We start from the raw sequence: 26,758 nt of genomic DNA, 5'->3' as shown, positions 1-26,758 counted from the left end.
TACTCACTTGTCAAGATATTTTAAAAATTTTTATCTCTTTATTATCCTCAATGCCGCTTTCACCGATACTAGAGATATATATAAAATTTGATAAAGAGATAGGTTTTATCATTGAAGGGCTATAAATATTATCATTTGTTGCCCTAAATTCGCCATTTTTTACTGTTCCTATTACAATATTTGCTCTACTGGCTTTAAATTTTAAATTACCTTTAAATTTGGCAATTTGCATCTGAGGCAAAAATTCACTAAATCCGGCTAGTTTTTTAGTTAGCGGTAAAACAGTGATATATGTAGCTAGTAGGCATGACATCGGATTACCTGGCAGGACAAAGATAAACTTATCACCTTTTTTATAACATTTAGTAGGTTTTGCAGGGCGCGCATCAATTGAATTAAAAAGCATTTTAAAACCAAGTAAATCTAAAACCTCACTCATATAATCAGCTTCACCCTTGCTTGCTCCGCCACTTGTGATAATAATATCATAGTTAACGCAACTCTCAAGAGCCTCTTTAATAGTTGAAATTTGATCTTTTAAAACACCTTTGTATTCACTTTCAAAGCCATTTTGGCTAAGTGCAGCCATTATCCCAAAACCATTTGCGTTATATACAGAAAGAGTATCGCAGCTATCCCACGGCTCATAAATCTCATTCCCGCTACTAAAGATAGCAATTTTTGGCTTTTTAATAACATTTACATAGCTAATACCTTGAGCAGCTAAAAGCATTATATTTGCTGGAGTGAGTGTTGAGTTTTTACTTAGTAAAAGCTCACCAGATTTAATCTCTTCTCCAGTGATTTTTCTAGCGTTATTTGGTGGAGTATCTAGTGGAACTATTAAATTACCATTTTTATCTAATTTTTCATTTTCTATCATTACAACAGTATCAGCACCATTAGGAAATATAGCTCCAGTCATAATCTTATAGCACTCATTTGAACCGATTTGATAGATATTTTTATCGCCTGCTAGAATCGTTCCTTTGATTTTTAGAGGATTTTTAATATCAGCATAGGCAAAGGCGTAGCCATCAAGTGCTGAGTTGTCAAATGCTGGAAGAGTTCTAGTAGCTATAATATCTCTAGCTACAACTCTATTAGTTGCCATATAAAGTGGCACAATCTCGCTTCCATTTAGCGCATTAATACTACTAATTAAATCAAATACTTCATCGACTCTCATATCTTACTCTTTTAATCTTTTTATATCAGCTCCGATTGCTGTGAGTTTGGATTCTAAATTCTCATAACCTCTATCTAGGTGGTAAATTCGGTGAATTCTTGTAGTTCCATTCGCTCTTAGGGCTGCTATGATGAGTGCTGAGCTAGCTCTTAAGTCAGTTGCCATAACATCAGCACCATTTAAACTACCTCCGGTTATGGTAGCGATATGGCCATTTAGTTTTATATCAGCGCCCATGCGAGATAACTCACTAGCATGCATAAAACGATTTTCAAAAAGTCTCTCATCAATGCTAGATACGCCATCAGCGATAGATGCTAGAGCCATAAACTGCGCTTGCATATCGGTAGGGAAGCCGGGGAATTCGGTTGTAATGATATTACATGGTTTTAAATTGCCATCGCTAATTACTCTTATTGAATTTTGGCTAAGCTTACACTCAACTCCCATATCACAAAGCTTTGAAGTGATCGTTACTAGGTGATCTGGATTTATATTTTCTATTGTAACATCCCCACCAGCAATCGCCACAGCACACATATAAGTTCCAGCTTCTATTCTATCAGGTATTACTGTGATTTCATCTAAATTTATAAGATTTCTATTTATTCCGTGTATTGTTAGCTCACTTGTTGCAATGCCTTCGATTTTGACGCCATTTTGGTTTAAAATTTCACATAGTTGGACGACTTCGGGCTCTTTGGCTGCGTTAAATATCTTAGTAACTCCATTTGCTAGGGCCGCAGCCATTATGATGTTTTCAGTGCCTGTAACTGTGATCTTATCAAAAACAATATTAGCTCCATTTAATCCATCTTTGGCATCGGCTATCACATAGCCATCTTTTATCTCAATTTTAGCGCCCATTTTCTCTAAAGCACTTAGATGTAAGTCAATTGGTCTAGCCCCAATAGCGCACCCTCCAGGAAGCGAGACTTCACAATGGCCAAATCTAGCAAGTAGCGGCCCTAGGACTAAAATTGAAGCACGCATAGTGCGGACAATATCGTATGTCGCTTTTGTGGAGTTTATATCTGTGGTATCTATTTGTAGGGTTGAGTTTTTAAATTCAGCCTTAGCGCCTAAATTTTGTAGTAGTTTTATCAATGTTTTTATATCAGCAACTTGAGGTGTATTTTGGATTGTTACTCTATTTTTTGCTAAAATTGTCATAGCGATTATCGGCAAAGCAGCATTTTTGGCGCCACTAATTGTGATTTTGCCTTTTAAATTTGTTGATCTTTTGATTTGTAGATAATCCATATATATCACCTTGTGTAAAAAATAGTGATGGATTATACCAAAAATATGCTTATATAGTTATTTGGAATTTAAATTATATCAATAAAAGCTATGGCAAAGGCCATAGCTTATGAGCGAGATTTTTTCACTTCATCTGCGATTAAGAAGGCAAGTTCCAAGGCTTGATCGGCATTTAGTCTTGGGTCGCATTGAGTCTCATAGCGACTAGCAAGAGCCTCTTGAGTTACCTTAAATGCTCCACCAGTACACTCTGTAACATCTTGACCTGTCATCTCTAAATGGACGCCCCCAGGTATGGTGCCACAAGCGTGATGGATATCAAAGAAGCTCTTAACCTCTCTTAAAACATTATCAAATTCACGAGTCTTATATCCATTTGACGCTTTTACCGTGTTGCCATGCATAGGATCAATACTCCATAAGATATTTAGGCCTTCGGATTTAATATCTTTTAAGATATTTGGCAAGCGACTCTCTATCTTATCAGCTCCCATTCTGATGATGATATTTAGGCGGCCATTTTCGTTATTTGGGTTTAGTTTGTTGGCTAATTTTATCACATCATCAGCTGTGGCATTTGGGCCGATTTTGCATCCGATTGGATTTTTAACTCCGCTTAAGAAATGGACATGAGCATCATCAACTCCTCTAGTTCTCTCACCTATCCAAAGCATGTGAGCAGAGCAGTCATACCAATCTCCGCTTAAACTATCAACCCTTGTAAGAGCCTCTTCGTATGGAAGTAAAAGTGCTTCGTGAGAAGTGTATAATTTGGTTTCGCTTAGTGTTGGGGTATTAGAAGTTGTAACCCCACAAGCCTCCATAAATTTAAGAGCATTTGTAAGCTCAGAAGCGAGTTTTTCAAATTTTTCATCTAATTCACTTCGCTTTACAAATCCTAAATTCCATCTATGGACTTCATGTAAATTAGCCAATCCACCTCGTGAAAATGCCCTTAGAAGATTTAGCGTAGATGCACTTTGATAGTAGGCATCTATCATTCTTTTAGGATCTGGGACTCTAGCTGATTCATTAAATTCAAATCCATTTATGATATCGCCTCTATAGCTAGGGAGCTTAACCCCATTTATCTCTTCATAATCGCTACTTCTAGGTTTAGCAAATTGACCCGCTACACGACCAACCTTGACTACAGGACAGCCACCAGCGAAGGTAAGGACAATCGCCATTTGTAATATAATCTTAAACATATCACGAATATTTACCGCATTAAAGTTAGCAAAGCTCTCAGCGCAATCTCCACCTTGAAGTAAAAAGCCATGACCTTGAGTGACCTTAGCTAGTTCATCTTTAAGATTTCTAACTTCACCTGCAAATACAAGTGGTGGTAGTTTGCTAAGCTTATCTTCGCACTCTCTAAGCTTGCTAGTATCGGGATACACCGGTTGTTGTAAAATATTATAATCTCTCCAACTATCTTTATTCCATTTACTCATTTTTAACCTTTTGAATTTCTATAAAATGCGTGATTATAGCCAAATAAATCTTAAATTCTAGCAAATTTAGGATTTTACTAGATAAATTTGGGTAGAATCACCAAAATAAATTTTAAGGAAAAATATGAAAAAATTTATATTGATATTTGCTCTTATATTTTTTATTGGTTGTATGCAAAATACCACAAATGTAGGTCGCTCAGAAGTTGATAGAACGCAGCTAATGCTGATATCTAGCGATGAGATAAATGAAGCATCTGCTAAAGCTTATGGCGAGGTGATACAAAAAGCAAAAGCGTCAAATACTCTAAATAAAGACCCAAAACTTACAAATAGAGTTAAAAATATCTCAAATAGATTAATTGCTAAAACTTCATATTTTAGACAAGATAGCACAAAGTGGAATTGGGAGATAAATGTAATTACGAGTGATACTATCAATGCGTGGTGTATGGCTGGTGGCAAGATAGCTGTATATACAGGGATTATAGAGAAGTTGAATTTAAATGATGATGAGATAGCATTTATCCTAGCTCACGAGATTGCTCACGCCTTAAGAGAGCATGTAAGAGAGCAACAAAGCCAAGAGATGATAAAGAGTGGATTAATCAATGTAGCTTCGGTTTTTGGGGTGGATAATACTATTTTAGGAGTTGCGAATTTGGCTGCTAATGTGGGGATATCTCTGCCTTTTAGTCGTTCGCATGAAAATGAGAGCGATGAAATAGGGCTAGAGCTTGCGTATATGGCAGGATTTAATCCAGATGGTGCAGCGTCATTATGGACGAAGATGCAAGAGCATTCAGGCGATGGCGGATTGGAGTTTTTAAGCACTCACCCAAGTCATGAAAATAGGATAAAAAATTTACAAGCCCTAGCAGCTAAGCTAAAAGCTAGCAGTTGATTTAGCCAAAAATTTAGCCTATTATTTGGGCTATGCTTTGGGCTTGTTTTAGAGTCATATCTCTTTTTATTTGGTAGTTTATAGCACCATTTTGACTGATTATAACAATGGTTGAGCCTAGCTCAAAATTGCCTATATGTTCGCCTTTTTTTAAGCTTAAATTATTGTAATTATAAAAAGCGGGAGATAAATTTGAATTGGTGCTAACTCTTGGTTCAAAATCAAATTTCATCTTTCCTACATTTAAAGCGCCTACAAATACCATCCAGATTAATTTATCATTAGCTAATCTTGCTTTTAATACAACTCTTTCATTTCTAGCGTATAGATTATCATGCTTTAAAAGGGCGCTTCTAGCTACGCTAAAAAGCGTTCCAGGGGTGTAGTCTAGACTTATAATTTCCATATCGCAAGGTGCGTGATAGTGATGGTAATCTCGTGGTGATAGATAGATATTTAGATAGTCAAACTCACCATCTAACTCGCCTTTTTCAAGAGATTTACCTAGTAACTCATCTACACTATAGCTTTTGGATTTGATGCTATAAGCTTTTAGATTATCACCTTTTTGGCACTCCAAGCACAATCCATCGCTTGGTGAAACAAATCCATCACCAAGCACTCTTGGAGAGTTTAACCCTCTTGTAAATAGGGCGTTTAAGCTATCATAGCTACTAATGGGATTAAACTCACTCATATCTATTTGAAATTTTTTAACATACCAGTTATTTATAGCATTTTGAAGTAATTTTGGAAATTTATAGTGCGCTATCAGGCCAAAGTAGTTTGAAAATTTATTATAATCCATATTAATCTCCTAAAAGCTTTAAATATACTATTTCACTATTTGATCCAACTCTAAAAGGTGGCCCCCAAAGCCCAGCACCACTGCTAACATATAATTGCATATTATTATTGATATTATATAATCCATAGACATATTTTTGATTTAGCCATACTAGGAGCGAAAATGGAAAAATCTGCCCACCATGCGTATGTCCGCAAATAACTAGATCTACATCACGTTTTAAATATTTGAGTGAACGAGGCTGATGAGTAAGCAAAATTGTAGGTAAATTTGGATTAATGCCATTAAATACATTGACAAAATCAGGAACAAACTCACCCATTTTAAAGCCTGTAATATCATAAACACCAGCTAAATTTACTCCACCAATATTAAGATTTTCATTTTCTAAAACCTTAATTCCAAGCTCTTTAAATTTATCCAATAACCCACTAAGGCCATGATAATATTCGTGATTTCCAACAACCATAAAAGTACCAAATTTGCTCTGAACACCTTTGAGTGGTTCAAGAAAGTCTTTTAACTCATCGCTTTTTAAATCAACCAAATCGCCTACGATTAGCAAAGCATCTGGACGGAGTAAATTTATCCTATCAACAAGGCTGGCCATAAAATCTTTTTGATAAAATTGTCCGATATGCACATCAGTAATTATGGCTAAATTTAGCGGAGTTTTAAGATTTTTAATCTTTATTTCTTTGGTAGTAATAATAGTGTTAAAATTAGCATTATAAGCACCTACTATAATATATATAAAAAAGCCAAAAATTACACAGATATCTATTATAAATTTGGCAATTTTTTGAGAATTTTTACTAAGTTTACTAATAAAAAGTAGTGCAATATGAAATGGTAAAATGGTACAAAAAAGCATAAAGCTCACGCCAATACAGATGATAGAAATCTGATAGATTAGCGATGGTAGTGGAGAGCTTTTAATAGATATAAAATAGGCTACTTCAAATAAAAATATTAACCCAAAAATTACTCGTAAACTCCATTTAAATTTGACCAATATCAAGTTTTGTTTAAGACGTTTATAAGTATATAAATTTATTCCCAAAAAAATTAGCGTAGATAGTGGAATAAAAATATATGGATTCATATTTTGCCTTAAATTTAGTTTTGGATTATACTATTTATCTGATGATAAAGTGATAAAATTTCATCACGTTTAGTTATAAAACTATTTTTATTAGCAATCAAATGAGCGCTACTAGTCATTATTTCTTCGGCTACTTTTAGGCCATTTTGTCTCATTGTAGTGCCAGTTTCAACAATATCCACAATAGCATCGCTAAGTCCAACAAGTGGAGCTAGCTCAATAGAACCATAAAGTTTAATAATCTTAACTGCAATCGCTTTTTGGTCAAAATAATTTTTGGTAATATTTGGCATTTTTGTAGCAATTTTTAGCTCTGGTTTGCTATAGTCTAGTCTTTGGTTTTCTTTAATACCAATGCAAACCTTGCATCGCCCAAGTCCAAGATCAAGCAATCTAAGCACATCGCATCTATGCTCTTCTAATACATCAAGTCCGACTACACCGATATCAGCAGCACCTTCGGTGATATAAGTTGGGATATCTTGGTTTCGCACCATTAGAAATTTAAATTCACCCTTTGTCATAATGAGTTTTCTATCTTCAAATTTAAACTCACTTCCAAAAATTTTGCTAAAAATTTCTAAAGTCTGCTCAGCAATTCTACCCTTTGGTAATGCTACACTTAGCATAAAATCTCCTTATTTTCATTTATCGCTCTTTGCATACCACGAAATATTAGCATTCTATCATAGATAGCTTGAGAGAAAAACTTAGACAAAAACTCCCCATCTCCGCCAGTAAAATATATAGTTTTTTGGCTTGAAAAATCGCTAATTAAACTTACAATTGGTTTGATTATTCCATAGCTGATAGCATCTTGTGTGCGTTGTGGTAGGCAATCTAGATCTATATTTGTATTTAGTGGCAAATTTAGTCGTGATGAGATATTTTGCAAACTTTTAAGCGTTGTAGATATCCCAGGAATTATAAAACCACCAATATGACAACCATTTGCCATTAAATCAAGAGTTATAGCGCTTCCAGCATCTACAATTAGGCCATTATTTATAGCATAGCATACAGCAGCCCTATCAATGCCTAAACCAATATATGTGCTATTTAACTTAATATATGATGAAATATCGATAAATAAATGGTTTAAAAGTTTTTGTTCAGCTTTATCATTTACATTAATGTAGTAAATTTTTTCTGTTGGCTCATAAGCCATAAATTCATCAATGGTTAAATTCCAAACTCTTCTACCATCAAAAAATGAGGCATTTGTATTTCCAATATCACATAAAATCATAAAATTTCCAATCTGAATTTGATTTTAGAACCTTTGAACAGATCGGCGAGCTGTAAAAAAGTACAAATTTAACTATGTTTGTATCAAATTTCCTCTTAACAAGTTCGCTAATTTCTCTTAGCTCCTCAAGTTCTTTACTCACAAATCTACTTTTTGAATCCCTAAAAAAGATAAGATTATAAAATCCGCTTTTATCTATTCCTAAAAATAGCTGATAATTACGCTTTTTACTAAATTCTTTAATATCAAGAGTGCGTAAATTTTTAAGTAAAATTTTACGCTGGTTAAAAATATTACAAATTCTATTATCCATTATTTTAATTTTAATATCTCATTATCATAGTAGAAAGCGTCCGCACCTGTGAAGCTTTTTTTGCTAATTTCTGAGTCTAGCTCAATTACTTGAATATTTTGTAAATTTAGATCCGTTATAAACATATATCCGGTTTTTTCAAAGATATATAGCTTATCATCTTGTGGAATTGCACCTGCAAATATGGCAAATTTAAAGTTTTGACTGCCAATTTTGTTTAGCTCCAAATCCAAAATCTCTACCACTCCATCTTTTAAGAAAATATAAATTTTACCAGAGTAAATTAAAACATCTTTTATTTGGCCATCATAATATTTAACACCATTAGGGTCAATTGCCATAAATTTTGTAGCGCTCGCTGCAAACATTTTATCGCCTAGCAAATCAAGAAATATAATATTATTAAAAAACGGCTCACTACTAACAACTGCATCACGTAAAATTCTTCCATTAGCTCTATCAACAATCATAATTTTACCATCAAGTGTTGGGTATACTATAATTGAGTTTAGAAATATTGGATTTGCCATCTTTGCATCGATTGCATAGGCTATACCGATATTATACTCCAAAAGAATTGTATCACTAATCATATCAATAAGGTATATAGTATTATCAGCACTTAGAGCAGCTAGATGATTATCATTTATAGAGGCTGAGACTATGCGAGTGTTAAATTTATTTGTATAATACTCATCTTTATCAACTAATACTTTAAATGAGCCATCAATATTAGCAACTAAAAGCTTATCTTGATACTCTCCTAAAAAGTTATCGTCTTTAAGCAAATTTAGCTCTATAATCTTTCCACTTTTTAGCAGCACACTACCATTTTTTAATACAGCACCATATTTGCTAGTTTGTTGAATGGCTGAGCTTAATGAGCCAGTAAATTCTATATTACTAGATACACTCTCAGGTTTATAATACTCTCTTTTAGTATAACAACCAACAAGTATAAAAAGTATTAAAGATAATAGAATATAAGCTTTGTAATTCATACTATTTTCCTTGATAATGCTCTAAATTTTTAGCAATTTGTTGAAGTGGTGAATTAAGAGGAATTTTTGCAAATTCAGCCTTTGCAGCATCGGTTTTGCCATCTTTTAATAGTTCATAACCATCGATTAAAGCATTATAATTTGATAAAATTTTAGCCGATTCTTGGCCTTTTAAATTTACTAAAATTTCTTTTAAAAGCGGATCGATCTCTAAATTGATCGCCTCATCTATAATTGTAGTTGAGTTTAAATCAGCTGTTTTAATTACAAAAAGAGCATATAAAGATGGGTTTTTAGATATTAAAATTTGTTTTGCATTACTATCGTCTGGGTGATTTATTAAGGTATTATAGGCTTTATTAACTTCTGCTTTACTAGCTTCTTGTAAAGCATTTGATATGCTATAACCAACAAGCGCAATAACTATAACAATTCCTGCAGCGATAAAGCTCTTTTTATTGCGTTTAAAAAATCTCTCACTTTTTATAGCGCTTTCTAATAGTTGTTCTTGAGAGCTAATCTCATTTTTAATATAGTCAATATTCTCTTTAACTGCCAAAGTAATATCCTTTAAAAATAAAAAATTTGCTAATTTTATCATAAATTATCTTAAATCTAACAAATAAAAAGGTAATTATTAAAAAGTTCCTAATATTGATAATTTCTATCTAAGAAAACTTATGATATAATCGCTCAAAAATTTTAAATTTGGGGTGAAACTGTGCAAATTGATGATAAAATGCTTGAAAAATTAGAGAAATTAAGCGCACTAAAGATTCCGGATGATAAGCGTGAAGAGTTTAAGGGTCAACTTAGCAAGATTGTCGATTTTGTTGATGTTTTAAATGAGTTAAATTTAGATGGCATAGAAGCTGCAGTAAGTACTGTAAGCGGTGGAACTCCACTTAGAGATGATGAACCACGCAAGAGTGATGTAATAGATATAATTTTACAAAATGCTCCACAAAAACAGGGCAAAAGTTTTGAAGTTCCAAAAATTATCGAGTAGAATATGGCTATAAGATCTTTGCTTGATTTGGTAATAGATAAGAAAGCTAGTGATTTACACCTAGTAGCTAGAAGTATGCCAAAGATTAGAATTGATGGAGAGCTAGTTTCTACAGGAAATGTAGTTCTAACACCAAATGATATAGAAGAAATTTGCCTACCACTTATAGATGAAGAGCAAAAAGCTGAATTAAAAAAATTTAAAGAGCTTGATTTTTCTATTGATCTTGGCAATAGTAGATTTAGAGTAAATTATTATTATACTATGAATGGTGAGCTTTCAGCTGCATTTCGTACTATACCGCTAGAGATACCAACACTCGATGATATTTGCGCACCCGATATATTATTTGATTTAGCTAAGAAACAAAAGGGACTAATTCTAATAACTGGAGCTACAGGAAGTGGCAAAAGTACTACGCTAGCAGCAATTTTAAATGAGATAAATCAAAGTCAAAATAAACACATCATTACTATTGAAGATCCAGTAGAATTTATTCATACTAGCAAAAACTCACTATTTTCGCATAGAAATGTTGGAAGCGATACAAGCTCATTTTCACGAGCGTTAAAATATGCTCTTAGAGAGGATCCAGATGTAATTTTAGTTGGAGAGATGCGTGATAAAGAGACTATGGCAATGACTATTGAAGCGGCTCAAACAGGGCATTTGGTCTTTGCAACACTACATACAAACTCAGCTGTAAGCTCTATAAATAGAATAATAGATAGTTTTGCTACAAGTGATCAAGCATATATCAAAAGCTCTTTAGCCTCGTCATTAATAGCTGTAATTTCTCAAAATTTACTTCCAAAAATTGGTGGAGGTAGGGTTGCGCTTTTTGAGATTATGCTAAACAATATCGCAATTTCAAATTTAATAAGAGAGGGGAAAATTCATCAAATCCTCTCTCAAATGCAACTTGGTAGCTCGCAAAGTGGTATGAGAATTATGGCAAGCGAGATACAAAAAGCACTAGATGAAAATATAATAACAAAAGATATTGCGATGCAATTTAATGCGACAAATTTAAATTAATGGAGAAAAATTGATGGATTTTATTACTTGGTTTGATATTATTATTATCGCTGTAGTGATTATTTTAGGAATTAAGGGTATTATAAATGGCCTTATTAAGGAAGTTTTTGGCCTTATAGGTATTATTGGTGGTGTGATTATCGCTAGTAGAAATGCAAATTTAGTTGGAGATTTAATAAGTCTTTATATATATCAACTCAGTGATTCGGCAGAATTTTTCTTTGGATTTTTGCTTGCTTTATTAGTATTTTGGTTTGTATGTTTGATGCTTGGTAATCTACTATCAAAGATGTTAAAAATGAGCGGATTGGGATTTGTGGATAGATTATTGGGATTTTTTGTTGGAGCAGCAAAGATATTTTTAGTTCTTGCTATTTTAGCTGCGATTGTATCAAAAATTTCAGTATTAAATCAAAAAATATCTCCATTTTTTGAAGGCAGTAAGGTTTATCCAATATTATTAAGTGCTGGTCAATTTATTATGGCAATGGATGTTAGTAAAGTTAAAGAGAGTGTAGAGAGTGGTCAGATTGTCGTTCCTGAGCTTTTAGATAGCGCTGAGGGAGTAGAAGAAAATTTAACTAAGGTGGAGCAATGATAGAAAATATTGAATATGATGCGTTGCTAGAGAGATTTAAGAGGGTATTACGAGATAATGGTTTAAAATATACCAAACAGCGTGAAGTACTTTTACAAACATTATATAATAATAGTGAGCATTTTACCCCAGAGCAGTTATATTTATATATCAAAGAACGCCATCCAGGGCTAAATGTTGGTATTGCTACAGTTTATAGAAGTCTAAATTTACTTGAAGAATCAGGTATGGTAACATCAATTAGTTTTGGTGTCCAGGGTAAGAAATTTGAACTAGCCAATAAGCCTCATCACGACCATATGATCTGTAGGCAGTGTGGTGTGATAGTTGAGTTTGAAGACCAGATTATAGAAAAGCGCCAGCTAGCAATTGCTAAAGAGCATGGCTTTAAGCTTACTGGCCATATTATGCAACTATATGGTGTTTGTAGTGAATGCAATAAACAAAAGATAAAAGGAATTTAATTGATTTTTGACACTGAATTAGAATTAACTCGTCTAGCTAAGGCTGATGAGCTACGACAAATGGGAGTTAGCCCTTATCCGCATTTCTTAAAAAGAGAGATGAATATTTCTGAGTTTAAGAGCAAATTTGGATATATAAAAGAACTTCCTGAAGGTGAGAGAAAAGCCCAAGAAGAGGTAGTTATATCTGGTAGAATAAAACTAAAAAGAGTAGCTGGGAAATCAACATTTGCCAATATAGAAGATGAGAGCGATAATATCCAAATTTATTACTCATTAGCTAGTATCGGTGAGGAGGATTATACTAAATTCAAAAAAAATCTTGAAGTTGGTGATATAATCCTTGTTAAAGGCTATGCTTTTATCACCCAAACAGGCGAATTTAGCCTACATGCAAGCCATATCACTCTTGCTACTAAGGCCATATCACCACTACCTGAGAAATTTCATGGATTAACTGATATAGAGACAAGATATCGCCAAAGATACCTAGATATGATTATGAATAGAGATGTTAGAGATGATTTTCTTAAGCGTTCAATCATCATTAGCACCATTAGAAGGTTTTTTGAAGAGCGTGGATTTTTAGAAGTTGAGACGCCTATGATGCATCCGATAGCAGGCGGGGCTAATGCCAAGCCATTTATCACCCATCATAACGCATTAGGCGTAGATAGATATCTTAAAATCGCCCCAGAGCTTTATCTCAAAAGGCTTATCGTAGGTGGTATGGAAGCAGTATTTGAAATGAATCGTTGCTTTAGAAATGAAGGAATGGATTTAACTCACAATCCTGAATTTACTAGTATTGAGTTTTATTGGGCTTGGCATGATTATTTTGAGGTTATGGATCTTACTGAAGAATTATTTGCGACACTACTTGATAAATTAAATTTGGATAAAATAATCGAATTTGATGGTCAAAATATCGATTTTTCTAAGCCATTTAAAAGGATCAAATATCTTGATGCACTTGTAGAAATTGGTGGGTTAGATAGAGAAATTATAAGCGACAAAGAGAAGATATTGGCTAAATTAAAAGAGGATAAATTTGAAGCAAATGATAAGTTAGATCTTGGTCATTTACAAGCTGAACTTTTTGATAATTATGTTGAAAGTAAGCTAATTAATCCTACATTTATAACAGATTTTCCTATTTCAATTTCACCACTTTCAAGAAGAAGTGATGAAAATCCTGAAATCGCAGAGAGATTTGAGCTATTTATCGCTGGTCGAGAATTAGCAAATGCATTTAATGAGCTTAATGATCCAGTTGATCAATATGAGAGATTTAAGGCTCAAATACAGAGCAAAGATGCCGGCAATGATGAAGCTCATGAGATGGATGAGGATTATTGTAGAGCTCTTGGATATGGTATGGCACCAACTGTTGGTTGGGGTCTTGGTGTTGATAGGTTGGTAATGCTACTATTAAATAAAAAATCAATTCGCGATGTTATATTATTTCCAGCGATGAAACCAAAAAATTAAGGAGTAAATATGAATTTAGAAAGTTATGATAAAGAGATTTACGCTCTTTTAAATAAAGAGCTTGAGCGTCAGTGCGATCATTTGGAGATGATTGCTAGTGAGAATTTTACATATCCTGAAGTTATGGAAGTTATGGGTTCAGTTCTTACAAATAAATATGCTGAGGGCTATCCTGGTAAGAGATACTATGGTGGATGTGAATTTGTAGATGAAATTGAGCAGATTGCAATTGATAGATGCAAAAAACTCTTTGGTTGTGAATTTGCTAATGTTCAGCCAAATAGCGGTAGCCAAGCAAATCAAGGTGTTTATGGTGCATTTTTAAAGCCAGGTGATAAAATTTTAGGTATGGATTTAAGCCATGGTGGCCACTTAACTCATGGTGCTAAGGTTTCAAGCTCTGGTAAGTATTATGAGAGTTTCTTTTATGGTGTTGAGCTAGATGGTAGAATCAACTATGATAAGGTAGCTGATATTGCAAATATCGTTAAACCAAAGATGATAGTTTGCGGTGCGAGCGCCTATACTAGAGAGATAGATTTTAAACGATTTAGAGAAATTGCTGATAGCGTAGGTGCGTATCTATTTGCTGATGTGGCGCACATAGCGGGGTTAGTTGTAGCTGGCGAGCATGCTCATCCATTTCCACATTGCCATGTAGTAAGCTCCACAACACATAAAACTCTAAGAGGCCCAAGAGGCGGTATCATCATGACAAATGATGAGGAATTTGCTAAAAAGATCAATAGCTCTATATTCCCAGGAATTCAAGGCGGGCCATTAATGCATGTTATAGCTGGTAAGGCTGTAGGCTTTAAGCATAATTTAAGCGATGAGTGGAAGGTATATGCTAAACAAGTCAAAGCAAATGCCAAAAAACTTGGTGAAGTTTTAATTAGCCGTGGATATGATCTAGTAAGTGGCGGTACTGATAATCACCTTGTACTTGTTAGTTTCTTAAATAAAGATTTTAGCGGTAAAGATGCAGATATCGCTCTTGGCAATGCCGGAATCACAGTCAATAAAAACACAGTCCCAGGCGAAATTAGAAGTCCATTTATAACAAGCGGTATTAGAGTGGGTAGCCCAGCGCTTACTGCTAGAGGTATGAAAGAGGGTGAATTTGAGTTGATAGCAAATCGAATTGCTGATGTATTAGATGATATAAATAATCTTGATAAACAACGCAAAATCGCAGCCGAATTAAAAGATTTAGCTCATCAATTTATCATCTATAATAAAGCGACATTCTAATGCAGCGTATGGATTTATCGCTTATTAAGATGATTACAGATCACTACTATATCAAGCGTGATCTAACTGTAAAAAAGATTGAGCATAAGGGTAGGTATTTTTTTGATAAATTTGAAAGAGTAGATGAACCGCTTAGCCTAGCAATACAAAGGGAACATGCTGAGCGTAAAATAATTGTAGCACACTCTTTGATCAATAGGTTAAATAAGGTTGAAAATATTGTTTTTGACTATAATGGCAGAATGCCTGAACGTTTTTGGCATAGGGCTCAGCTACTACTAAGAGAAGAGGGGTTTATAAATTTCACAGCTTATGAAACCAAAACCCCTGGTCATTTACATCTATACGTCCATAAAGGTCATACAACCTTTATGGAAGGGTGTCAAATAGCTAATAAACTATCAGTGATGCTATCACAAAAGTTACCTCAAGAGTGGAGAATGTTTCCTACTATGGATATGCCATTAGAGTATAATATTCTAGCCTTGCCATATGAGCTCTATCAAAAAGAGCGTGGTGCTAGCTGGTCAAAACATATGTAAAGGATAAATTATGGAAGAAAATAATAATTTACAAGATATCTTGCTAGATAAAAACGAAGAGGAAAAGTCTGGTGGTATACGCAAAATTTTAATTGGTGTGGCGTTGCTAGTTATCATTTTTGTTGTAGTATTGATTGTTGTGAAGTTTTTAAATTCAAATGAGACTAAAAAGGGTAACGATATATCTGATAGTCTGTTACTACCTGCTGAGTTGCCTGCTAATACATCAGATAATAGTGGCTCAAATGACCTTTTTGAACAAGTGCCAATTGTTAGTGATAATTCAAATTCTAAAGAGAGTTTTGAAAATATAGTAAATGAGTATAAAAATGCTCAAGCTGCTATGGATACTACACCTAGTATGATTGTGCCAGTGCTACCTCCAAAAGTTGAAGAGCCATTTGGTGCAACTGCTCCAGCTGTTAAAGATAATAAAAAAGAACCAGTTAAAAAATCTGAACCAGTTAAAAAGGTAGAAAAAGAGCCAGCTAAAAAGGTAGAACCTGTTAAAAAATCAGAACCTAAAAAAGAACCTGTTAAAAAATCAGAACCAGTTAAAAAGGTAGAACCTAAAAAAGAGCCAGCTACTACAAGCGGCCTAGCTAAGGGAACATATATTCAAGTTGCATCTGTATCTAAACTCGATAGAAATAGTGCTTTGATTAAAAGAATTACAGCTAATGGCTATAAATACACAACTCATGAAGTTGTTGTAAATGGTAACAAAGTAGTAAAAATTCTAATTGGTCCATTTGATTCTAACATTGAATCAAATATTCAAAAAATACGCCAAGATGTCTCAAGTGGCGCCTTTGTTTATAGGGTTAAATAATAATGAAATATTTTGCTCTTTTTGGTAATCCTGTATCGCATTCTATCTCGCCAAGGCTTCATAATAGTGCGCTTTGCGGATTGGGTATAAATGGAATATATGGTAGGATTTTACTAGAGCAAGGTGGTGATATAATTGATAAATTTAAAAAATATAATCTTCAAGGGGCAAATATTACCGTTCCATTTAAAGAGTCAGTAATCAACCTTTGCGATGAGATTGATAGTATCGCAAAGGAGATTGGCTCGATTAATACATTAGTTCGCATAGGTGATAAGATTAAAGGTTATAATACCGATGCACCTGGATTTATGATGGCAATTGCTGAATTTGGCAAAATTAATAAGGCGCTAATATTAGGTGCTGGTGGTACTGCTAAAGCACTTGCATATATTTTAGATCTTAGCGGAGTGGACGTTGAGATTTTAAACCGAAGCGATAAAAGCGAACAGTTTAATAACTATAAATTCCATACTCATACAAATTTTACTCCAAGTAGTTACGATTTGGTAGTAAATACCACTTCAGCAGGGCTTTGTGGTGATGAATTGCCATGTGATAAACATTTGCTAAATGATATTTTTTCTAATTCAAAATTTGCCTTTGATGTTATTTATAATAAAAATACTCAATTTTTACGCCTTGCTAATGAGTTGAATGTACAAAACAAAGATGGTAGAGATATGTTACTTTATCAAGCGGTTTTGGCATTTAATATATTTTTTGATAATAAATTTAATCAAGACAAGATTACACAGTTAATGCGTGGAGTGTTTGAGCTTTAAAGCTCTTTTCTATCTTTTATTGCTTTAGTTAATGAGAGCATATCGACATTTTCTAGACTTACTCCAGTTGGGATACCTTGAGCGATTTTTGTAAAGCTAATTCCTAATTCCTTTAATTGATCTTCGATATAAAGCATAATACCATCACTATTTATACTTGGGCTAAAAGCAAAAATTAACTCTTTTGAGTTAAATTTACTAATCATATCTTTTAAATTTTCTACACTATTTATATCATTAAAGACAAAATATAATCCGTCAAATGAATTTGAATCTTCTATAGTTAGAATATCTTTAGGACTCTCAACTACGCATATTATGGAACTATTTCGATTGATATCGCTGCAGATATCACAAATTTCATTTTGGCTAATACCGCTACAGATTATACAATGTTTTAGATTCTGAATGGAATTTTCTATTGTATGGGCTAAATTTAGCCCAAAAAATGGATCTTGTAATGCTACATAATAAGCGTATTTTATCGCTGATTTTTTACCTACACCAGGAATTTTACCAAAGGCTTCTACAAGTCTATCAAACTGCTCAAGCTTTTTCATTATCTAATTTTCCAAATTTAATCAAAAATTCATGATATCCATCAGCATAATTATAATCTAAGCTAAATTTATGCATAGAGCATATGTGTTCTATGATATATAGTCCAAGCCCCATTCCACTAGCTTTTGAGCTATTATCTCTTATAAAGGCTTGTTTATAATGTTCAATAGAGCGATCTAATGGCTTACCATGATTTTTTATAGAAATAGTCTTATTATCGCATGTTATAAGAACTTTTTTATCATCAGAATATTTTAATGCATTGTCTATTAAGTTTTTAATAGCAAGAGAGAATAGTTGAAAATCTACTTTTAAAAGCGGATCGGAATTTAAATTAACTTTAACATTACTATTAAAATCATCTAAGAGCATCATATCTTTAGCTTGATCTAATATGAGGCTAAAACGATATTTAGCATAATCTAAGCTATAGCTTTTACTTAAAAGTTGTTCTATTTTAGCAAATTCATTTATTAGGATATTGAGTCGCTCAAAAATTGCTATTAAGCGCTCTTTTTGAGTGTCGTCTTCGATCATTTCACTAACGATTCTACCTTTGCCAATTGGTGTTTTTAACTCATGCATAATGGTGCGTAAAAATAATTGTCTAGACATAATGAGATCTTTAATTTTGCATGCTGCGTTATTAAATTCATATGCAACCTCGCTTATCTCATCGTTACCTTTAGAAAAATTGACTACGCAAACTCCATCCATATTACCAGCTGCAAATTTACGTATATCACTACGTAGTTTTTTTAATGGTACAAGACTTCTAAAAATCGATACATAAAGCGAGATAAATAGCGCCATAACAATTATGAAACTTGCTAATATGCTATCATTTCCACTATGTAAAGTAGATTCTAAAATTATAGTTACGCTTTGATTTTTAATGCGTAGATAAAGATTATTTTTGTAGCTAATGGTATCAACTATGCCAATTAATGTATCGCTTCTACTAACTAGTGTGCCGTGGTCAAAAATTGCCTTTTGCAAATTTGCATTTTTAACATAAGCTAGGTCAAAATTTTTAAAGTATCGCTCCCAATCTTCTGGCATATTGGATTTTTGGTATAGTGATAGTAGCCAACTAATAGAATTATAGTGATTTTCGCTAATTTTTTCTAGCAATCTCTCATTTTGTAGTTTAAAAAACATAAAAAATAGAGTGCAAATCACGATAAATCCAATAGCAAAAATTATCGTGATTTTGGTAGTTAGAGAGTATCTCATCCGACTAATTTATACCCTATACCACGAACTGAAAAGATATGTTTAGGTGATTTAGAGTTATCGCCGATTTTAGTCCTTAAGCGACCGATTATAACATCTAAGCTTTTAGAATCTTTATCTTTTAGGCTTTTGCAATGATATACTAATTGCTCTCTTGATACTGAGAAGCTGTGTTGTTTGATTAGATACTCTAAAATTTCATATTCGGCTGGCGTTAGTGTAAGTGGCGCTCCATTATATGATATCTCATGCCTTTTATCATCTACTTTAAATAGCGTATCTGTGACCTCTTCTTGAGTCTCATTGCTCTTTTTATAACGGCGGATTAAGCTTGTAATTCTAGCGTGCATCTCCTTTGGATCGTATGGCTTTGGCAAGTAGTCATCAGCGCCAATTTGAAGGCCAACAACTCTATCATTTACATCACTTCTAGCTGAACTAATGATGATAGGGATATCATATTTTTCTCTAATCTCTTTACAAACTTCTAACCCATCCATACCTGGCAGCGTCAAATCCAATATCAAAAGATCATAATTTTTGATACCGGCACTAAGGCCTAAATATGGATCTTCGTAATTTGTAACTTTGATATTAAATTTTATTAAATATTCAGATAAAATTTGAGCAAATTCCGGATCATCTTCTATCATTAATACATTTATCATATTTGGCTCCTAGTATAAAATTTGGCACTATTATACCAAAAATTAATAATAAATTTGCTTTTTATGTATAAATTTAGTAACTTTTGGATAAAATCGCCAGTTAAAATTATAAACAAGGAAGATATTTTGGAATTTGATTATTATGAGATATTAGAGATTTCAAGGGATGCTGATAGCGATACGATTAAAAAAGCCTATAGAAAACAAGCGCTAAGATACCATCCAGATAGAAATCAAGGCGATAAAGAGACTGAGGAGAAATTCAAACAGATTAATGAAGCTTATGAGGTTTTAAGCAACGCCGAGAAAAGAGAAATATATGATAGATATGGCAAAGATGGGCTAAAAGGCATGGCCGGTGGTGGCTTTGGCGGTGGATTTGATTTTGATGATTTGGGTGATATATTTAGCTCATTTTTTGGCGGCGGATTTGGTACTAAAAGCAGATCTAAAAGTCAGTATAAATATGCTTTAGATATAGAAGTTGGTATTGGGTTAGAGTTTAATGAGGCGGTTTTTGGTTGCGAAAAAGAGATAAAATATAAGTATAAAATTCCATGTAAAAGCTGTAACGCAACAGGCTCAAAAGATGGCAAAAAGCAGACTTGTAGCAAATGCGGTGGAAATGGTAAGATAGGAATCCAACAAGGCTTTATGCAATTTGTCCAAACTTGCCCAGAGTGCTCAGGCACAGGCCAAACTATCAAAGACAGATGCCCTGAGTGTAATGCTAGTGGCTATAATGAAATAAGCGATAGCATTAAAATCAATATCCCTGAAGGGGTGGATAATGGTACTAGAATTAGGGTTAGCCAAAAGGGAAATAGATATGAAAATTTAACCGGAGATCTATATGTTCGTATAGCTGTTAAAGATGATGAGCATTTCCATAGAAATGGAGATGATGTATATGTGGAGATTCCAGTATTCTTCACTCAAGCTATTTTAGGTGATAGTATCAAGATACCGACGCTTAGAGGAGAGGCGACTTTGGATTTGCCAGTAGGAGCCAAGGATAAACAACAATTTATTATCGCTAAAGAAGGGGTTAGAAACGCTAGAACCAAGCAATTAGGCGATTTAATCGTTCAAATTTCAATCCAAGCACCTAAAAAGCTAAATGATGAGCAAATAGAGCTTTTGAAAAAACTTCAAAATAGTTTTAGTATCAAAAGTGGCGAAATGGCTACTGATAAGGGAATTTGGGATAAGATTAAAAGTTGGTTTTCTTAAATGATAAAGTTATAAGGTGGTTAATTTTATAGATTAACTACCTTATATTAAATTATTCTAAATATTTTTATTTAATCCTATTTTTGATATGAAAATTTGGAGAAATTATGCTAGAAAATATTAGTGAAAATGGCAATATTATATATGGCGATCTATCAAAACAGATAAATTTCAAATGTGATTTTAAAGGTAAAAATAATATTATATTTTTTGCTGGAAGAAGCAAAAATATTAATATAACTTTTCACTCAGATAATAATTTGGTTTTTATTGGTAATTGTGTTAGGGTAAATGGCTCAATCTCTCTTACAAAGGATTGTTGTTGTTTATAGACGATGATAGTAGTTTTGGCGGAGTTAGTCTGCGTATTTATGAAGCTAAAAATATTATTATCGGTAGGGATTGTATGTTTTCATGGAGTATATGGGCTGGTACTTGTGATTATCATCCTATAATGTATATTAAGAGCAATAATAGATTAAATTTTTCAAAAAGTATTTATATTGGCGATCATGTTTGGATCGGATAAGAGATTGGTATATTAAATTTATATTTGAGATTATGAAGTTAAAAAGAGTTTAATAAATAGATAAATCTAACGCCCCGAAGTAGGGCGCTAATATTATAGACCTTCAAATGGGTTTGTAACTACATTTTTTCTATCTACAATGTATGGTATAAGAGCAACATGTCTAGCTCTTTTTATCGCTTTTTCTACCATTTCTTGATGTTTTTTGCTTGTACCTGTTAAGCGTCTTGGCATAATTTTGAATCTTTCAGATAGGCATTGTTTTAAAAGTGCCGTATCTTTATAATCTATAAAATCAATTTTTGCCTCTGTGAATTTGCAATATTTTTTACTATATTTTCTTTTTTCTGCCATTGTTTATCCTTTAAAATGGAATTTCATCTTCGCTACTATCATTGAAATTTGATTTGCTTGGTTTGCTATCATATTTTATATCAGCATCGAGATCTATCTCTGGGACTTTTTCTTGATAAGGCTCTTCTACTTGCTGTTTTTGATTGTAATTGCTATTTTGTTGATATCTGTTATTTTGGTTAAATTCTCTCCCATATCCACCATTATCTTCTCTTTGGTATGAGTTTGATCTGTTATTAGGATATCCGCTATTGTAGTTTGGCTCACTATCTCTATTAAATCCACCTTGATTTTGTTGTCCGCCTAGCATCTCCATATTTTCTACTACTACTGAGTGCTTAGAGCGATTTTGGCCATTTTGGTCTTGCCAAGTATCAAATTTTAGCCTTCCTTCTATTAAGACTTTGCTACCTTTATTTAGATATTGATTTGCTATTTCGGCTTGGCGACCAAAAAAGGTTATGTCAATAAAGCAAGTTTCATCTCTCTTTTCGCCATTAACGCTAAATTTGCGATTAACAGCCATACCAGCACTACCTACGGCGGTGCCACTTTGGATATATCTAAGCTCGATATCTCTAGTTAAATTTCCTACCAAAACTACTTTATTAAACATAATCTAGCCTTTATAAATTACTCTTGTGGAGCTACTTTTTCTTCTGTTTTTGACTCTTTTTTAGGTTGGGTTAATTTTTGACCTTTGCTTAGTTTGTCCCAAGCTGCGATCTCTTTTTTGTTTTCATATTTTACAGGTAAGAATCTAATAACTTCTTCGGTTATTCTTAAATTTCTTACTAATTCAGCGATTAGTTGAGTTGGTGCTTTGAAGTAGATTACGAAGTATGTTCCACGCTCATATTTATCAATTTTATAAGCTAATTTGCGTGTTCCCATTTCAACTACACTAGCAATTTCGCCACCATTTTTTGCAATGATCTCTTTAATGAAATCAGCCTTAACTTTAACTTCATCTTCTGTAAGTGTTGGTTTTAAGATGAATAAAAGCTCATAATGTCTCATATATTCTCCTTATGGATTTCGCTCTTTTTCTACAAAAGAGCAAGGAAATTCGCACAAAATGCGGTTGGCATTCTACTAAAAATATGCTTAAAATTTGCTGTTTTGACTTAAAATTTCTTGTAAATTTAAAAGGGCTGAGAGTAGGTAGCACTCTTTGTCTATGTTGTTTTTGCACTTTAGATCAAATTCAATCTCATTTAAAAATTTAAATATTTTAGTGTATTGATCAATTTTTATAGATATTGCTTGGGATTCAAGTTTATTTAAAATTTGTGCTGGAGGCGTGTATCCTAAGACAATTTTTGGATCAAATTTGCCATTAGTTTTTATATAACTATGTATCAGATAAAGTCTATGAAACGCCCTAAATAGCATATTTAAAAGCGAAATTTCATTAAATGAGCTATCATTTATAAACTCAAAATAATCGCTATTAATACTCTTTTTGCTAATAATTTTATCAAAAAGCGCATCAAATCCAATGCCGTTTAAGGCATAAACTCGCTCTTTTATCTCTTCAAGATTAAATTTATTTGCGATATTAGCGAGTTTATTTAGCTCACTAGCGCTAAGATATAGATTCTCATTTTGCAAGTTATAAATGTATAAAAGAGATTGACTATCTATATTTAGGCCTAAGATTTTGGCGTGATTAGATAGGATTTGATTGACTTCTGAAGCAGTGCTAGGTGGGAAGAATCTAACAAAATTTGATCCAAAATGCTTTTTTAAATCGCTTATGGATTTTTCATCGCCTTCGTGTAGTTCAAAGATAAATATGTTATTTGGATTATTTTGGCATTGGGTTATTAGCTCTTTTGTATCTTTGGCGGGGATTTTTTTGTCATTTTTGATATGTAATAAATTTGAATTTGCAAATAGCGAAGGCTCGCTAAGATGCGAAATAGCAAGATTAAAATCATAATCATCATAGTATAAGCTAAGCATATTATCTTTATTAAATTTATTTAAAATTTCTTTAGCGTAAAACTCAACTTGATAACTCTCAGCCCCATAAAGCAAGAAAAAATTTGGGATATTAGCAGAATTTAAAAGCGTTATAAAATCTCTTTTATACATCTAAAATCTCTACTATTTTACCGATTATTTTGGCTGTTGGGATATCGACATCTGTGATTTTGACCATAACTGGGGTTAGAATTTCACAAAAATCACTTAAAAATATTCTAGCGCCTTTTAACTCATCATCTAATCTAGCTATTGATTGATTGGTGCTCTCTTCTATAAAGCATTTAAATGTTTGGCCTATATTTTTAGCTGCCCAGCGAGCAAATTTGCGATCCATAAAATCCCAAGCGACCTTATCGGCTTCTCTTTCTAAGATATTTAAATTGGCGCAAAGCTCATCTATGCCAAGCATTAGGTAGTTGCTGATTTTAGGGTCATTTTGAGCTTTTAAAATTCTATGAAGCAAGAGATCTGAGTATCTGCGAATAGGGCTAGTAAAATGCGTATAAAACTCAAACCCAAGCCCAAAATGCCCCCTTGAGCTGCTAGAATACTCGGCTCTTTTTTGTGCTTTTATGATGAGTTTATCGACATCTTCTCTGATATTTAGCTCACTTGCTTTGGCTTGAATTTGTGTTATCAAAAAGATTAAATCGCCTTGATTTTCGGCTTCTATGCCAAGGGTGGCAAGATCATCTAAGAGTGCGTTGATCTTTTTTATATCTGCTGGTTCGTGATTGCGAAATATCCCTTTGCTTGCTCTTTTTGCTGCGGCTTTGTTGGCTAGGAGCATACACTCTTCTATCAAAGAGTGTGATGGAGTTGAGCTTTCAAATTTAGTTGATTTAATCTCATTATTTTCATCAAGGCTCATTCTAAGCTCTAATGTATGAAAATCAAAGCCATTTTTAAGCCGTTTTTCTTTTAATCTTTGTGTGAGATCAAAAAGCGGTATTAGCCACTCTTTTATCTCGTCTTGACAATCAAATTCGCCTCTAAGCAAGCTATCAACTTCATCATAATTAAATCTTCTTTTAGAGTGGATCACACAGCTTATTAAATCCTCTTTAATGGCTTCTAAATTTGAGTTTAAAGTAATTTTAAAAAGATAAGCGAGTCTATCACAATTTGGCTTTAAAGAGCAGATATTTTCGCTAAGCTCACGAGGTAGCATCGGCACAGCAATGTGTGGAAAATATATAGAAAAACCCCTAAGCCTAGCCTCTTTATCAATACCGCTATATGGGCTTACATATTCGCTGACATCGGCGATAGCTATGTAAATTTCATTTTTATGCTTATCAAAATATATCGCATCATCAAAATCCTTAGCATCAATAGGATCAATGGTACAAAATGGCAAATGAGTTAGATCAACTCTATTAGGATACATACTTTTATCCACCTCATTGCCAAAGCTAATGGCTTCATTTATGGCTATTTTTGGGAAAATTTCACGCTTATTATATAGTGCCATTGAGATTTTTTGATCTACATTAGCATCGCTTAATACGCCTAAGACTTCTACAATATCATTATCTAAATTATTGATCTTTAAAACAGTGCCTAATGGAAGCTCTTTTAGGGATTTTTGACTAGCTTTTAGGGCGATTGTGATGGAGTTTGGGATAGTTACGCCCATTATAACGGAGCCAATTTTTTTGGTATATACTACACTTGTTTCATTTGCCATAAGCAATACAGCCACCACGGCTGCTTTTTGGCGTGGTTTTTTAAATTTAGTTAGTTTAGCAAGAACGATATCACCAAAGTGAGCTCCGCCTAAATCACGATTTTCTATCATTAAATCTTGCTTAAATTTGCTATCGTATGGATATAAAAATCCAGTCCCATTACTAGATATATCTAGTTTTCCGCAGACAAAGCCGTCATTGAGATAATATCGATTTTTATATTTTGTAACGGCTTTTATCTGTTCTAATACTCTTAAAATTTCAAGTTCGCTTGACTTGATATATTTACTCTCTAATCCAGTAGTTAAAGAGTTTAAAAATGCTTTCAATGTTGTACTTTTTCAATGGCACTGAAAAATAGTTGAGCATCTAAATTATAGAGTTTTAAAAGCTCAATAGTACTATTTATCTGGTCTGGTAAGAGTGTGCCAAATACATTTATGCTATTACTTATCACGCTTAAGATATAGCAGTGCTTTTTAAGATTTTCTGGGGCATCAATTGGGTTTAAAGAGTATTTTATAACTTCTGCAATCTCAGGTTCTAGATTCCAGTTTTTAAAGATTTGAGCTGTAACCATCTGACTTGAGATACCTACCATATCTATCTCAAGTTTAGATAGTTCGTTTGTTGTAGAGATGTTTTGTAATTTATCTTTAAATTTGGTAGATTTTTTAGAATCAATTAACTCTTTAGCAATTATAATCTTGCCTATATCCATCATAAAACTAGCTGGTGAAATAATGTTTAAAAGTTCACGATTTATCTTGCTACACCAGTGAAATGCTAAAGCGTTTTGCAATATTGCCAAATCCATAAATTTAGCACTAGATATTCCATATGGTTCTAGATTTATCTTAAAGCTTTTACTAATTGTGCCAGCTAGAGCAAAACCTCTAATAGTTGCCATTCCAAATAGTGCTACAGCTCTATTTATATCAGCAATTTCCCTGCTAAACCCATATAATGGACTATTTGCTGAGCGTAAAATATTTGCTGTTAACATTGGATCTTGGTGGATTACGCTAATTAACTCAGCAATATCACTATCTTCGCTGCTGCAAATTTGCTGAATTTTCATAATTGTCTCATCAAGTGGTGGTAGAGATTTTATACTCTTATAGATTGCATCGTTCATTATATTTCTCGTGTTTTTGATTGATTTGAGTAATTTTACTACATTGAAGTTAAA

Annotated in this window: 32 protein-coding genes; 13 read left to right on the top strand and 19 right to left on the bottom strand. The window is 33.2% G+C overall.

The window, feature by feature from the left end:
• Window positions 1-10: 10 nt before the first annotated feature.
• The 3 genes from CIGNP91_RS03235 to CIGNP91_RS03225 all read right to left on the bottom strand — a co-directional run bounded on the left by CIGNP91_RS03235 (window position 11) and on the right by CIGNP91_RS03225 (window position 3,909).
• Window positions 11-1,189, bottom strand: coding sequence for a molybdopterin molybdotransferase MoeA (locus CIGNP91_RS03235; RefSeq protein ID WP_086253364.1), 1,179 nt, complete (start codon window positions 1,187-1,189; stop codon window positions 11-13).
• Between the two features lie 3 nt (window positions 1,190-1,192).
• A complete protein-coding gene (gene murA, locus CIGNP91_RS03230; protein ID WP_086253363.1) occupies window positions 1,193-2,452 on the bottom strand; it encodes a UDP-N-acetylglucosamine 1-carboxyvinyltransferase in 1,260 nt (419 codons plus the stop codon).
• A 107-nt stretch (window positions 2,453-2,559) separates the two neighbouring features.
• A complete protein-coding gene (locus tag CIGNP91_RS03225; protein ID WP_086232011.1) occupies window positions 2,560-3,909 on the bottom strand; it encodes a class II 3-deoxy-7-phosphoheptulonate synthase in 1,350 nt (449 codons plus the stop codon).
• 124 nt (window positions 3,910-4,033) lie between these two features.
• Between CIGNP91_RS03225 and CIGNP91_RS03220 the strand changes: the two genes are divergently transcribed.
• Window positions 4,034-4,813, top strand: a complete 780-nt coding sequence (locus CIGNP91_RS03220; protein ID WP_086253362.1) for a M48 family metallopeptidase — start codon at window positions 4,034-4,036, stop codon at window positions 4,811-4,813.
• A 13-nt stretch (window positions 4,814-4,826) separates the two neighbouring features.
• Here CIGNP91_RS03220 and CIGNP91_RS03215 read toward each other — a convergent pair whose 3' ends face one another.
• The 7 genes from CIGNP91_RS03215 to CIGNP91_RS03185 are packed head-to-tail and all read right to left on the bottom strand — an operon-like array spanning window position 4,827 to window position 9,848.
• Window positions 4,827-5,621, bottom strand: a complete 795-nt coding sequence (locus CIGNP91_RS03215; protein WP_086253361.1) for a phosphatidylserine decarboxylase — start codon at window positions 5,619-5,621, stop codon at window positions 4,827-4,829.
• A 1-nt stretch (window position 5,622) separates the two neighbouring features.
• Window positions 5,623-6,726, bottom strand: a complete 1,104-nt coding sequence (locus CIGNP91_RS03210) for a metallophosphoesterase (RefSeq protein WP_086253360.1) — start codon at window positions 6,724-6,726, stop codon at window positions 5,623-5,625.
• A 14-nt stretch (window positions 6,727-6,740) separates the two neighbouring features.
• A complete protein-coding gene (hisG, locus tag CIGNP91_RS03205; protein ID WP_086233260.1) occupies window positions 6,741-7,355 on the bottom strand; it encodes an ATP phosphoribosyltransferase in 615 nt (204 codons plus the stop codon).
• Window positions 7,349-7,975, bottom strand: a complete 627-nt coding sequence (locus CIGNP91_RS03200; protein WP_086224356.1) for a type III pantothenate kinase — start codon at window positions 7,973-7,975, stop codon at window positions 7,349-7,351. Before CIGNP91_RS03200 ends, hisG begins: the two co-directional genes overlap by 7 nt.
• Window positions 7,962-8,288 carry a hypothetical protein gene (locus tag CIGNP91_RS03195; protein WP_086227122.1) on the bottom strand — a complete coding sequence of 109 codons (327 nt, stop codon included), beginning with the start codon at window positions 8,286-8,288 and terminating at the stop codon, window positions 7,962-7,964. The genes CIGNP91_RS03200 and CIGNP91_RS03195 overlap by 14 nt, the downstream gene beginning before the upstream one ends.
• Entirely contained in the window at window positions 8,288-9,289 is a 1,002-nt protein-coding gene (locus CIGNP91_RS03190) for an L-seryl-tRNA selenium transferase (protein ID WP_086253359.1), read from the bottom strand. The genes CIGNP91_RS03195 and CIGNP91_RS03190 overlap by 1 nt, the downstream gene beginning before the upstream one ends.
• A 1-nt stretch (window position 9,290) precedes the next feature.
• Window positions 9,291-9,848, bottom strand: coding sequence for a hypothetical protein (locus CIGNP91_RS03185; RefSeq protein WP_086234723.1), 558 nt, complete (start codon window positions 9,846-9,848; stop codon window positions 9,291-9,293).
• Between the two features lie 162 nt (window positions 9,849-10,010).
• Here CIGNP91_RS03185 and gatC point away from each other — a divergent pair, with 162 nt between their 5' ends.
• Genes gatC through CIGNP91_RS03145 form a run of 9 tightly spaced genes read left to right on the top strand, consistent with a single transcriptional unit; the run spans window position 10,011 to window position 17,302 of the window.
• Window positions 10,011-10,298, top strand: coding sequence for an Asp-tRNA(Asn)/Glu-tRNA(Gln) amidotransferase subunit GatC (gatC, locus tag CIGNP91_RS08575; RefSeq protein WP_086224361.1), 288 nt, complete (start codon window positions 10,011-10,013; stop codon window positions 10,296-10,298).
• A 3-nt stretch (window positions 10,299-10,301) separates the two neighbouring features.
• Window positions 10,302-11,336: a type IV pilus twitching motility protein PilT gene (locus CIGNP91_RS03180; RefSeq protein WP_180380953.1), complete on the top strand. Its 1,035-nt coding sequence runs from the start codon at window positions 10,302-10,304 to the stop codon at window positions 11,334-11,336.
• Window positions 11,337-11,349: 13 nt separating this feature from the next.
• Window positions 11,350-11,934, top strand: coding sequence for a CvpA family protein (locus CIGNP91_RS03175; protein ID WP_086224364.1), 585 nt, complete (start codon window positions 11,350-11,352; stop codon window positions 11,932-11,934).
• A complete protein-coding gene (locus tag CIGNP91_RS03170; protein ID WP_086224366.1) occupies window positions 11,931-12,398 on the top strand; it encodes a Fur family transcriptional regulator in 468 nt (155 codons plus the stop codon). Before CIGNP91_RS03175 ends, CIGNP91_RS03170 begins: the two co-directional genes overlap by 4 nt.
• A 3-nt stretch (window positions 12,399-12,401) precedes the next feature.
• Window positions 12,402-13,889: a lysine--tRNA ligase gene (gene lysS / locus CIGNP91_RS03165; RefSeq protein WP_236847356.1), complete on the top strand. Its 1,488-nt coding sequence runs from the start codon at window positions 12,402-12,404 to the stop codon at window positions 13,887-13,889.
• A gap of 9 nt (window positions 13,890-13,898) precedes the next feature.
• Window positions 13,899-15,143 (top strand): serine hydroxymethyltransferase, encoded by a 1,245-nt coding sequence (locus CIGNP91_RS03160; protein WP_086253358.1) that lies wholly within the window; start codon window positions 13,899-13,901, stop codon window positions 15,141-15,143.
• Complete coding sequence (locus tag CIGNP91_RS03155) at window positions 15,143-15,685, top strand: DUF1882 domain-containing protein (RefSeq protein WP_086224370.1); 543 nt, start codon at window positions 15,143-15,145, stop codon at window positions 15,683-15,685. The genes CIGNP91_RS03160 and CIGNP91_RS03155 overlap by 1 nt, the downstream gene beginning before the upstream one ends.
• 10 nt (window positions 15,686-15,695) lie before the next feature.
• Complete coding sequence (locus tag CIGNP91_RS03150) at window positions 15,696-16,517, top strand: SPOR domain-containing protein (protein ID WP_086253357.1); 822 nt, start codon at window positions 15,696-15,698, stop codon at window positions 16,515-16,517.
• Window positions 16,518-16,519: 2 nt separating this feature from the next.
• Window positions 16,520-17,302: a shikimate dehydrogenase gene (locus CIGNP91_RS03145; RefSeq protein ID WP_086253356.1), complete on the top strand. Its 783-nt coding sequence runs from the start codon at window positions 16,520-16,522 to the stop codon at window positions 17,300-17,302.
• Here CIGNP91_RS03145 and recR read toward each other — a convergent pair.
• Genes recR through CIGNP91_RS03130 form a run of 3 tightly spaced genes read right to left on the bottom strand, consistent with a single transcriptional unit; the run spans window position 17,299 to window position 19,767 of the window.
• Entirely contained in the window at window positions 17,299-17,865 is a 567-nt protein-coding gene (gene recR / locus CIGNP91_RS03140; RefSeq protein WP_236845585.1) for a recombination mediator RecR, read from the bottom strand. The genes CIGNP91_RS03145 and recR overlap by 4 nt on opposite strands.
• Entirely contained in the window at window positions 17,849-19,099 is a 1,251-nt protein-coding gene (locus CIGNP91_RS03135; RefSeq protein ID WP_086224375.1) for an ArsS family sensor histidine kinase, read from the bottom strand. Before CIGNP91_RS03135 ends, recR begins: the two co-directional genes overlap by 17 nt.
• Entirely contained in the window at window positions 19,096-19,767 is a 672-nt protein-coding gene (locus CIGNP91_RS03130) for a response regulator transcription factor (protein WP_086224376.1), read from the bottom strand. Before CIGNP91_RS03130 ends, CIGNP91_RS03135 begins: the two co-directional genes overlap by 4 nt.
• A 126-nt stretch (window positions 19,768-19,893) precedes the next feature.
• Here CIGNP91_RS03130 and dnaJ point away from each other — a divergent pair, with 126 nt between their 5' ends.
• The 3 genes from dnaJ (at window position 19,894) to CIGNP91_RS03115 (ending at window position 21,529) form a co-directional block, all read left to right on the top strand.
• Complete coding sequence (gene dnaJ / locus CIGNP91_RS03125; protein ID WP_086224377.1) at window positions 19,894-21,000, top strand: molecular chaperone DnaJ; 1,107 nt, start codon at window positions 19,894-19,896, stop codon at window positions 20,998-21,000.
• 107 nt (window positions 21,001-21,107) lie between these two features.
• On the top strand, window positions 21,108-21,332 hold the full coding sequence (locus CIGNP91_RS03120) for a hypothetical protein (RefSeq protein WP_086253355.1): 225 nt from the start codon (window positions 21,108-21,110) through the stop codon (window positions 21,330-21,332).
• Window positions 21,323-21,529, top strand: a complete 207-nt coding sequence (locus tag CIGNP91_RS03115) for a hypothetical protein (protein WP_086253354.1) — start codon at window positions 21,323-21,325, stop codon at window positions 21,527-21,529. Before CIGNP91_RS03120 ends, CIGNP91_RS03115 begins: the two co-directional genes overlap by 10 nt.
• 93 nt (window positions 21,530-21,622) lie before the next feature.
• Here the strand turns inward: CIGNP91_RS03115 and rpsR are convergent, their stop codons facing one another.
• From rpsR to CIGNP91_RS03085, 6 genes are all read right to left on the bottom strand, one after another.
• Window positions 21,623-21,883, bottom strand: a complete 261-nt coding sequence (rpsR, locus tag CIGNP91_RS03110; RefSeq protein WP_086224380.1) for a 30S ribosomal protein S18 — start codon at window positions 21,881-21,883, stop codon at window positions 21,623-21,625.
• A 10-nt stretch (window positions 21,884-21,893) separates the two neighbouring features.
• The gene (locus tag CIGNP91_RS03105; RefSeq protein WP_086227112.1) at window positions 21,894-22,499 is read right to left on the bottom strand and encodes a single-stranded DNA-binding protein; all 606 of its coding nucleotides are present in this window, start codon (window positions 22,497-22,499) and stop codon (window positions 21,894-21,896) included.
• A gap of 17 nt (window positions 22,500-22,516) precedes the next feature.
• On the bottom strand, window positions 22,517-22,903 hold the full coding sequence (rpsF, locus tag CIGNP91_RS03100; protein ID WP_086253353.1) for a 30S ribosomal protein S6: 387 nt from the start codon (window positions 22,901-22,903) through the stop codon (window positions 22,517-22,519).
• Between the two features lie 87 nt (window positions 22,904-22,990).
• Window positions 22,991-23,983, bottom strand: a complete 993-nt coding sequence (holA, locus tag CIGNP91_RS03095) for a DNA polymerase III subunit delta (RefSeq protein WP_236848363.1) — start codon at window positions 23,981-23,983, stop codon at window positions 22,991-22,993.
• Window positions 23,976-25,895 carry an RNB domain-containing ribonuclease gene (locus CIGNP91_RS03090; RefSeq protein ID WP_086253352.1) on the bottom strand — a complete coding sequence of 640 codons (1,920 nt, stop codon included), beginning with the start codon at window positions 25,893-25,895 and terminating at the stop codon, window positions 23,976-23,978. Before CIGNP91_RS03090 ends, holA begins: the two co-directional genes overlap by 8 nt.
• Complete coding sequence (locus tag CIGNP91_RS03085; RefSeq protein ID WP_086228109.1) at window positions 25,892-26,704, bottom strand: HDOD domain-containing protein; 813 nt, start codon at window positions 26,702-26,704, stop codon at window positions 25,892-25,894. Before CIGNP91_RS03085 ends, CIGNP91_RS03090 begins: the two co-directional genes overlap by 4 nt.
• Window positions 26,705-26,758: the final 54 nt, after the last annotated feature.

The sequence above is a fragment of the Campylobacter sp. P091 genome (assembly GCF_002138935.1).
Lineage (GTDB): Bacteria > Campylobacterota > Campylobacteria > Campylobacterales > Campylobacteraceae > Campylobacter > Campylobacter devanensis.
Note: the sequence above shows the minus strand (reverse complement) of the source record. Positions and strands in the feature narration are given on the sequence as shown.

Coding starts and splice junctions, on each gene's coding strand:
- CIGNP91_RS03235 (WP_086253364.1), bottom strand. CDS start 1,189: ATGAGAGTCGATGAAGTATTTGATTTAATTAGTAGTATTAATGCGCTA.
- murA (WP_086253363.1), bottom strand. CDS start 2,452: ATGGATTATCTACAAATCAAAAGATCAACAAATTTAAAAGGCAAAATC.
- CIGNP91_RS03225 (WP_086232011.1), bottom strand. CDS start 3,909: ATGAGTAAATGGAATAAAGATAGTTGGAGAGATTATAATATTTTACAA.
- CIGNP91_RS03220 (WP_086253362.1), top strand. CDS start 4,034: ATGAAAAAATTTATATTGATATTTGCTCTTATATTTTTTATTGGTTGT.
- CIGNP91_RS03215 (WP_086253361.1), bottom strand. CDS start 5,621: ATGGATTATAATAAATTTTCAAACTACTTTGGCCTGATAGCGCACTAT.
- CIGNP91_RS03210 (WP_086253360.1), bottom strand. CDS start 6,726: ATGAATCCATATATTTTTATTCCACTATCTACGCTAATTTTTTTGGGA.
- hisG (WP_086233260.1), bottom strand. CDS start 7,355: ATGCTAAGTGTAGCATTACCAAAGGGTAGAATTGCTGAGCAGACTTTA.
- CIGNP91_RS03200 (WP_086224356.1), bottom strand. CDS start 7,975: ATGATTTTATGTGATATTGGAAATACAAATGCCTCATTTTTTGATGGT.
- CIGNP91_RS03195 (WP_086227122.1), bottom strand. CDS start 8,288: ATGGATAATAGAATTTGTAATATTTTTAACCAGCGTAAAATTTTACTT.
- CIGNP91_RS03190 (WP_086253359.1), bottom strand. CDS start 9,289: ATGAATTACAAAGCTTATATTCTATTATCTTTAATACTTTTTATACTT.
- CIGNP91_RS03180 (WP_180380953.1), top strand. CDS start 10,302: ATGGCTATAAGATCTTTGCTTGATTTGGTAATAGATAAGAAAGCTAGT.
- CIGNP91_RS03175 (WP_086224364.1), top strand. CDS start 11,350: ATGGATTTTATTACTTGGTTTGATATTATTATTATCGCTGTAGTGATT.
- CIGNP91_RS03170 (WP_086224366.1), top strand. CDS start 11,931: ATGATAGAAAATATTGAATATGATGCGTTGCTAGAGAGATTTAAGAGG.
- CIGNP91_RS03160 (WP_086253358.1), top strand. CDS start 13,899: ATGAATTTAGAAAGTTATGATAAAGAGATTTACGCTCTTTTAAATAAA.
- CIGNP91_RS03155 (WP_086224370.1), top strand. CDS start 15,143: ATGCAGCGTATGGATTTATCGCTTATTAAGATGATTACAGATCACTAC.
- CIGNP91_RS03150 (WP_086253357.1), top strand. CDS start 15,696: ATGGAAGAAAATAATAATTTACAAGATATCTTGCTAGATAAAAACGAA.
- CIGNP91_RS03145 (WP_086253356.1), top strand. CDS start 16,520: ATGAAATATTTTGCTCTTTTTGGTAATCCTGTATCGCATTCTATCTCG.
- CIGNP91_RS03135 (WP_086224375.1), bottom strand. CDS start 19,099: ATGAGATACTCTCTAACTACCAAAATCACGATAATTTTTGCTATTGGA.
- CIGNP91_RS03130 (WP_086224376.1), bottom strand. CDS start 19,767: ATGATAAATGTATTAATGATAGAAGATGATCCGGAATTTGCTCAAATT.
- CIGNP91_RS03120 (WP_086253355.1), top strand. CDS start 21,108: ATGCTAGAAAATATTAGTGAAAATGGCAATATTATATATGGCGATCTA.
- rpsR (WP_086224380.1), bottom strand. CDS start 21,883: ATGGCAGAAAAAAGAAAATATAGTAAAAAATATTGCAAATTCACAGAG.
- CIGNP91_RS03105 (WP_086227112.1), bottom strand. CDS start 22,499: ATGTTTAATAAAGTAGTTTTGGTAGGAAATTTAACTAGAGATATCGAG.
- rpsF (WP_086253353.1), bottom strand. CDS start 22,903: ATGAGACATTATGAGCTTTTATTCATCTTAAAACCAACACTTACAGAA.
- holA (WP_236848363.1), bottom strand. CDS start 23,983: ATGTATAAAAGAGATTTTATAACGCTTTTAAATTCTGCTAATATCCCA.
- CIGNP91_RS03085 (WP_086228109.1), bottom strand. CDS start 26,704: ATGAACGATGCAATCTATAAGAGTATAAAATCTCTACCACCACTTGAT.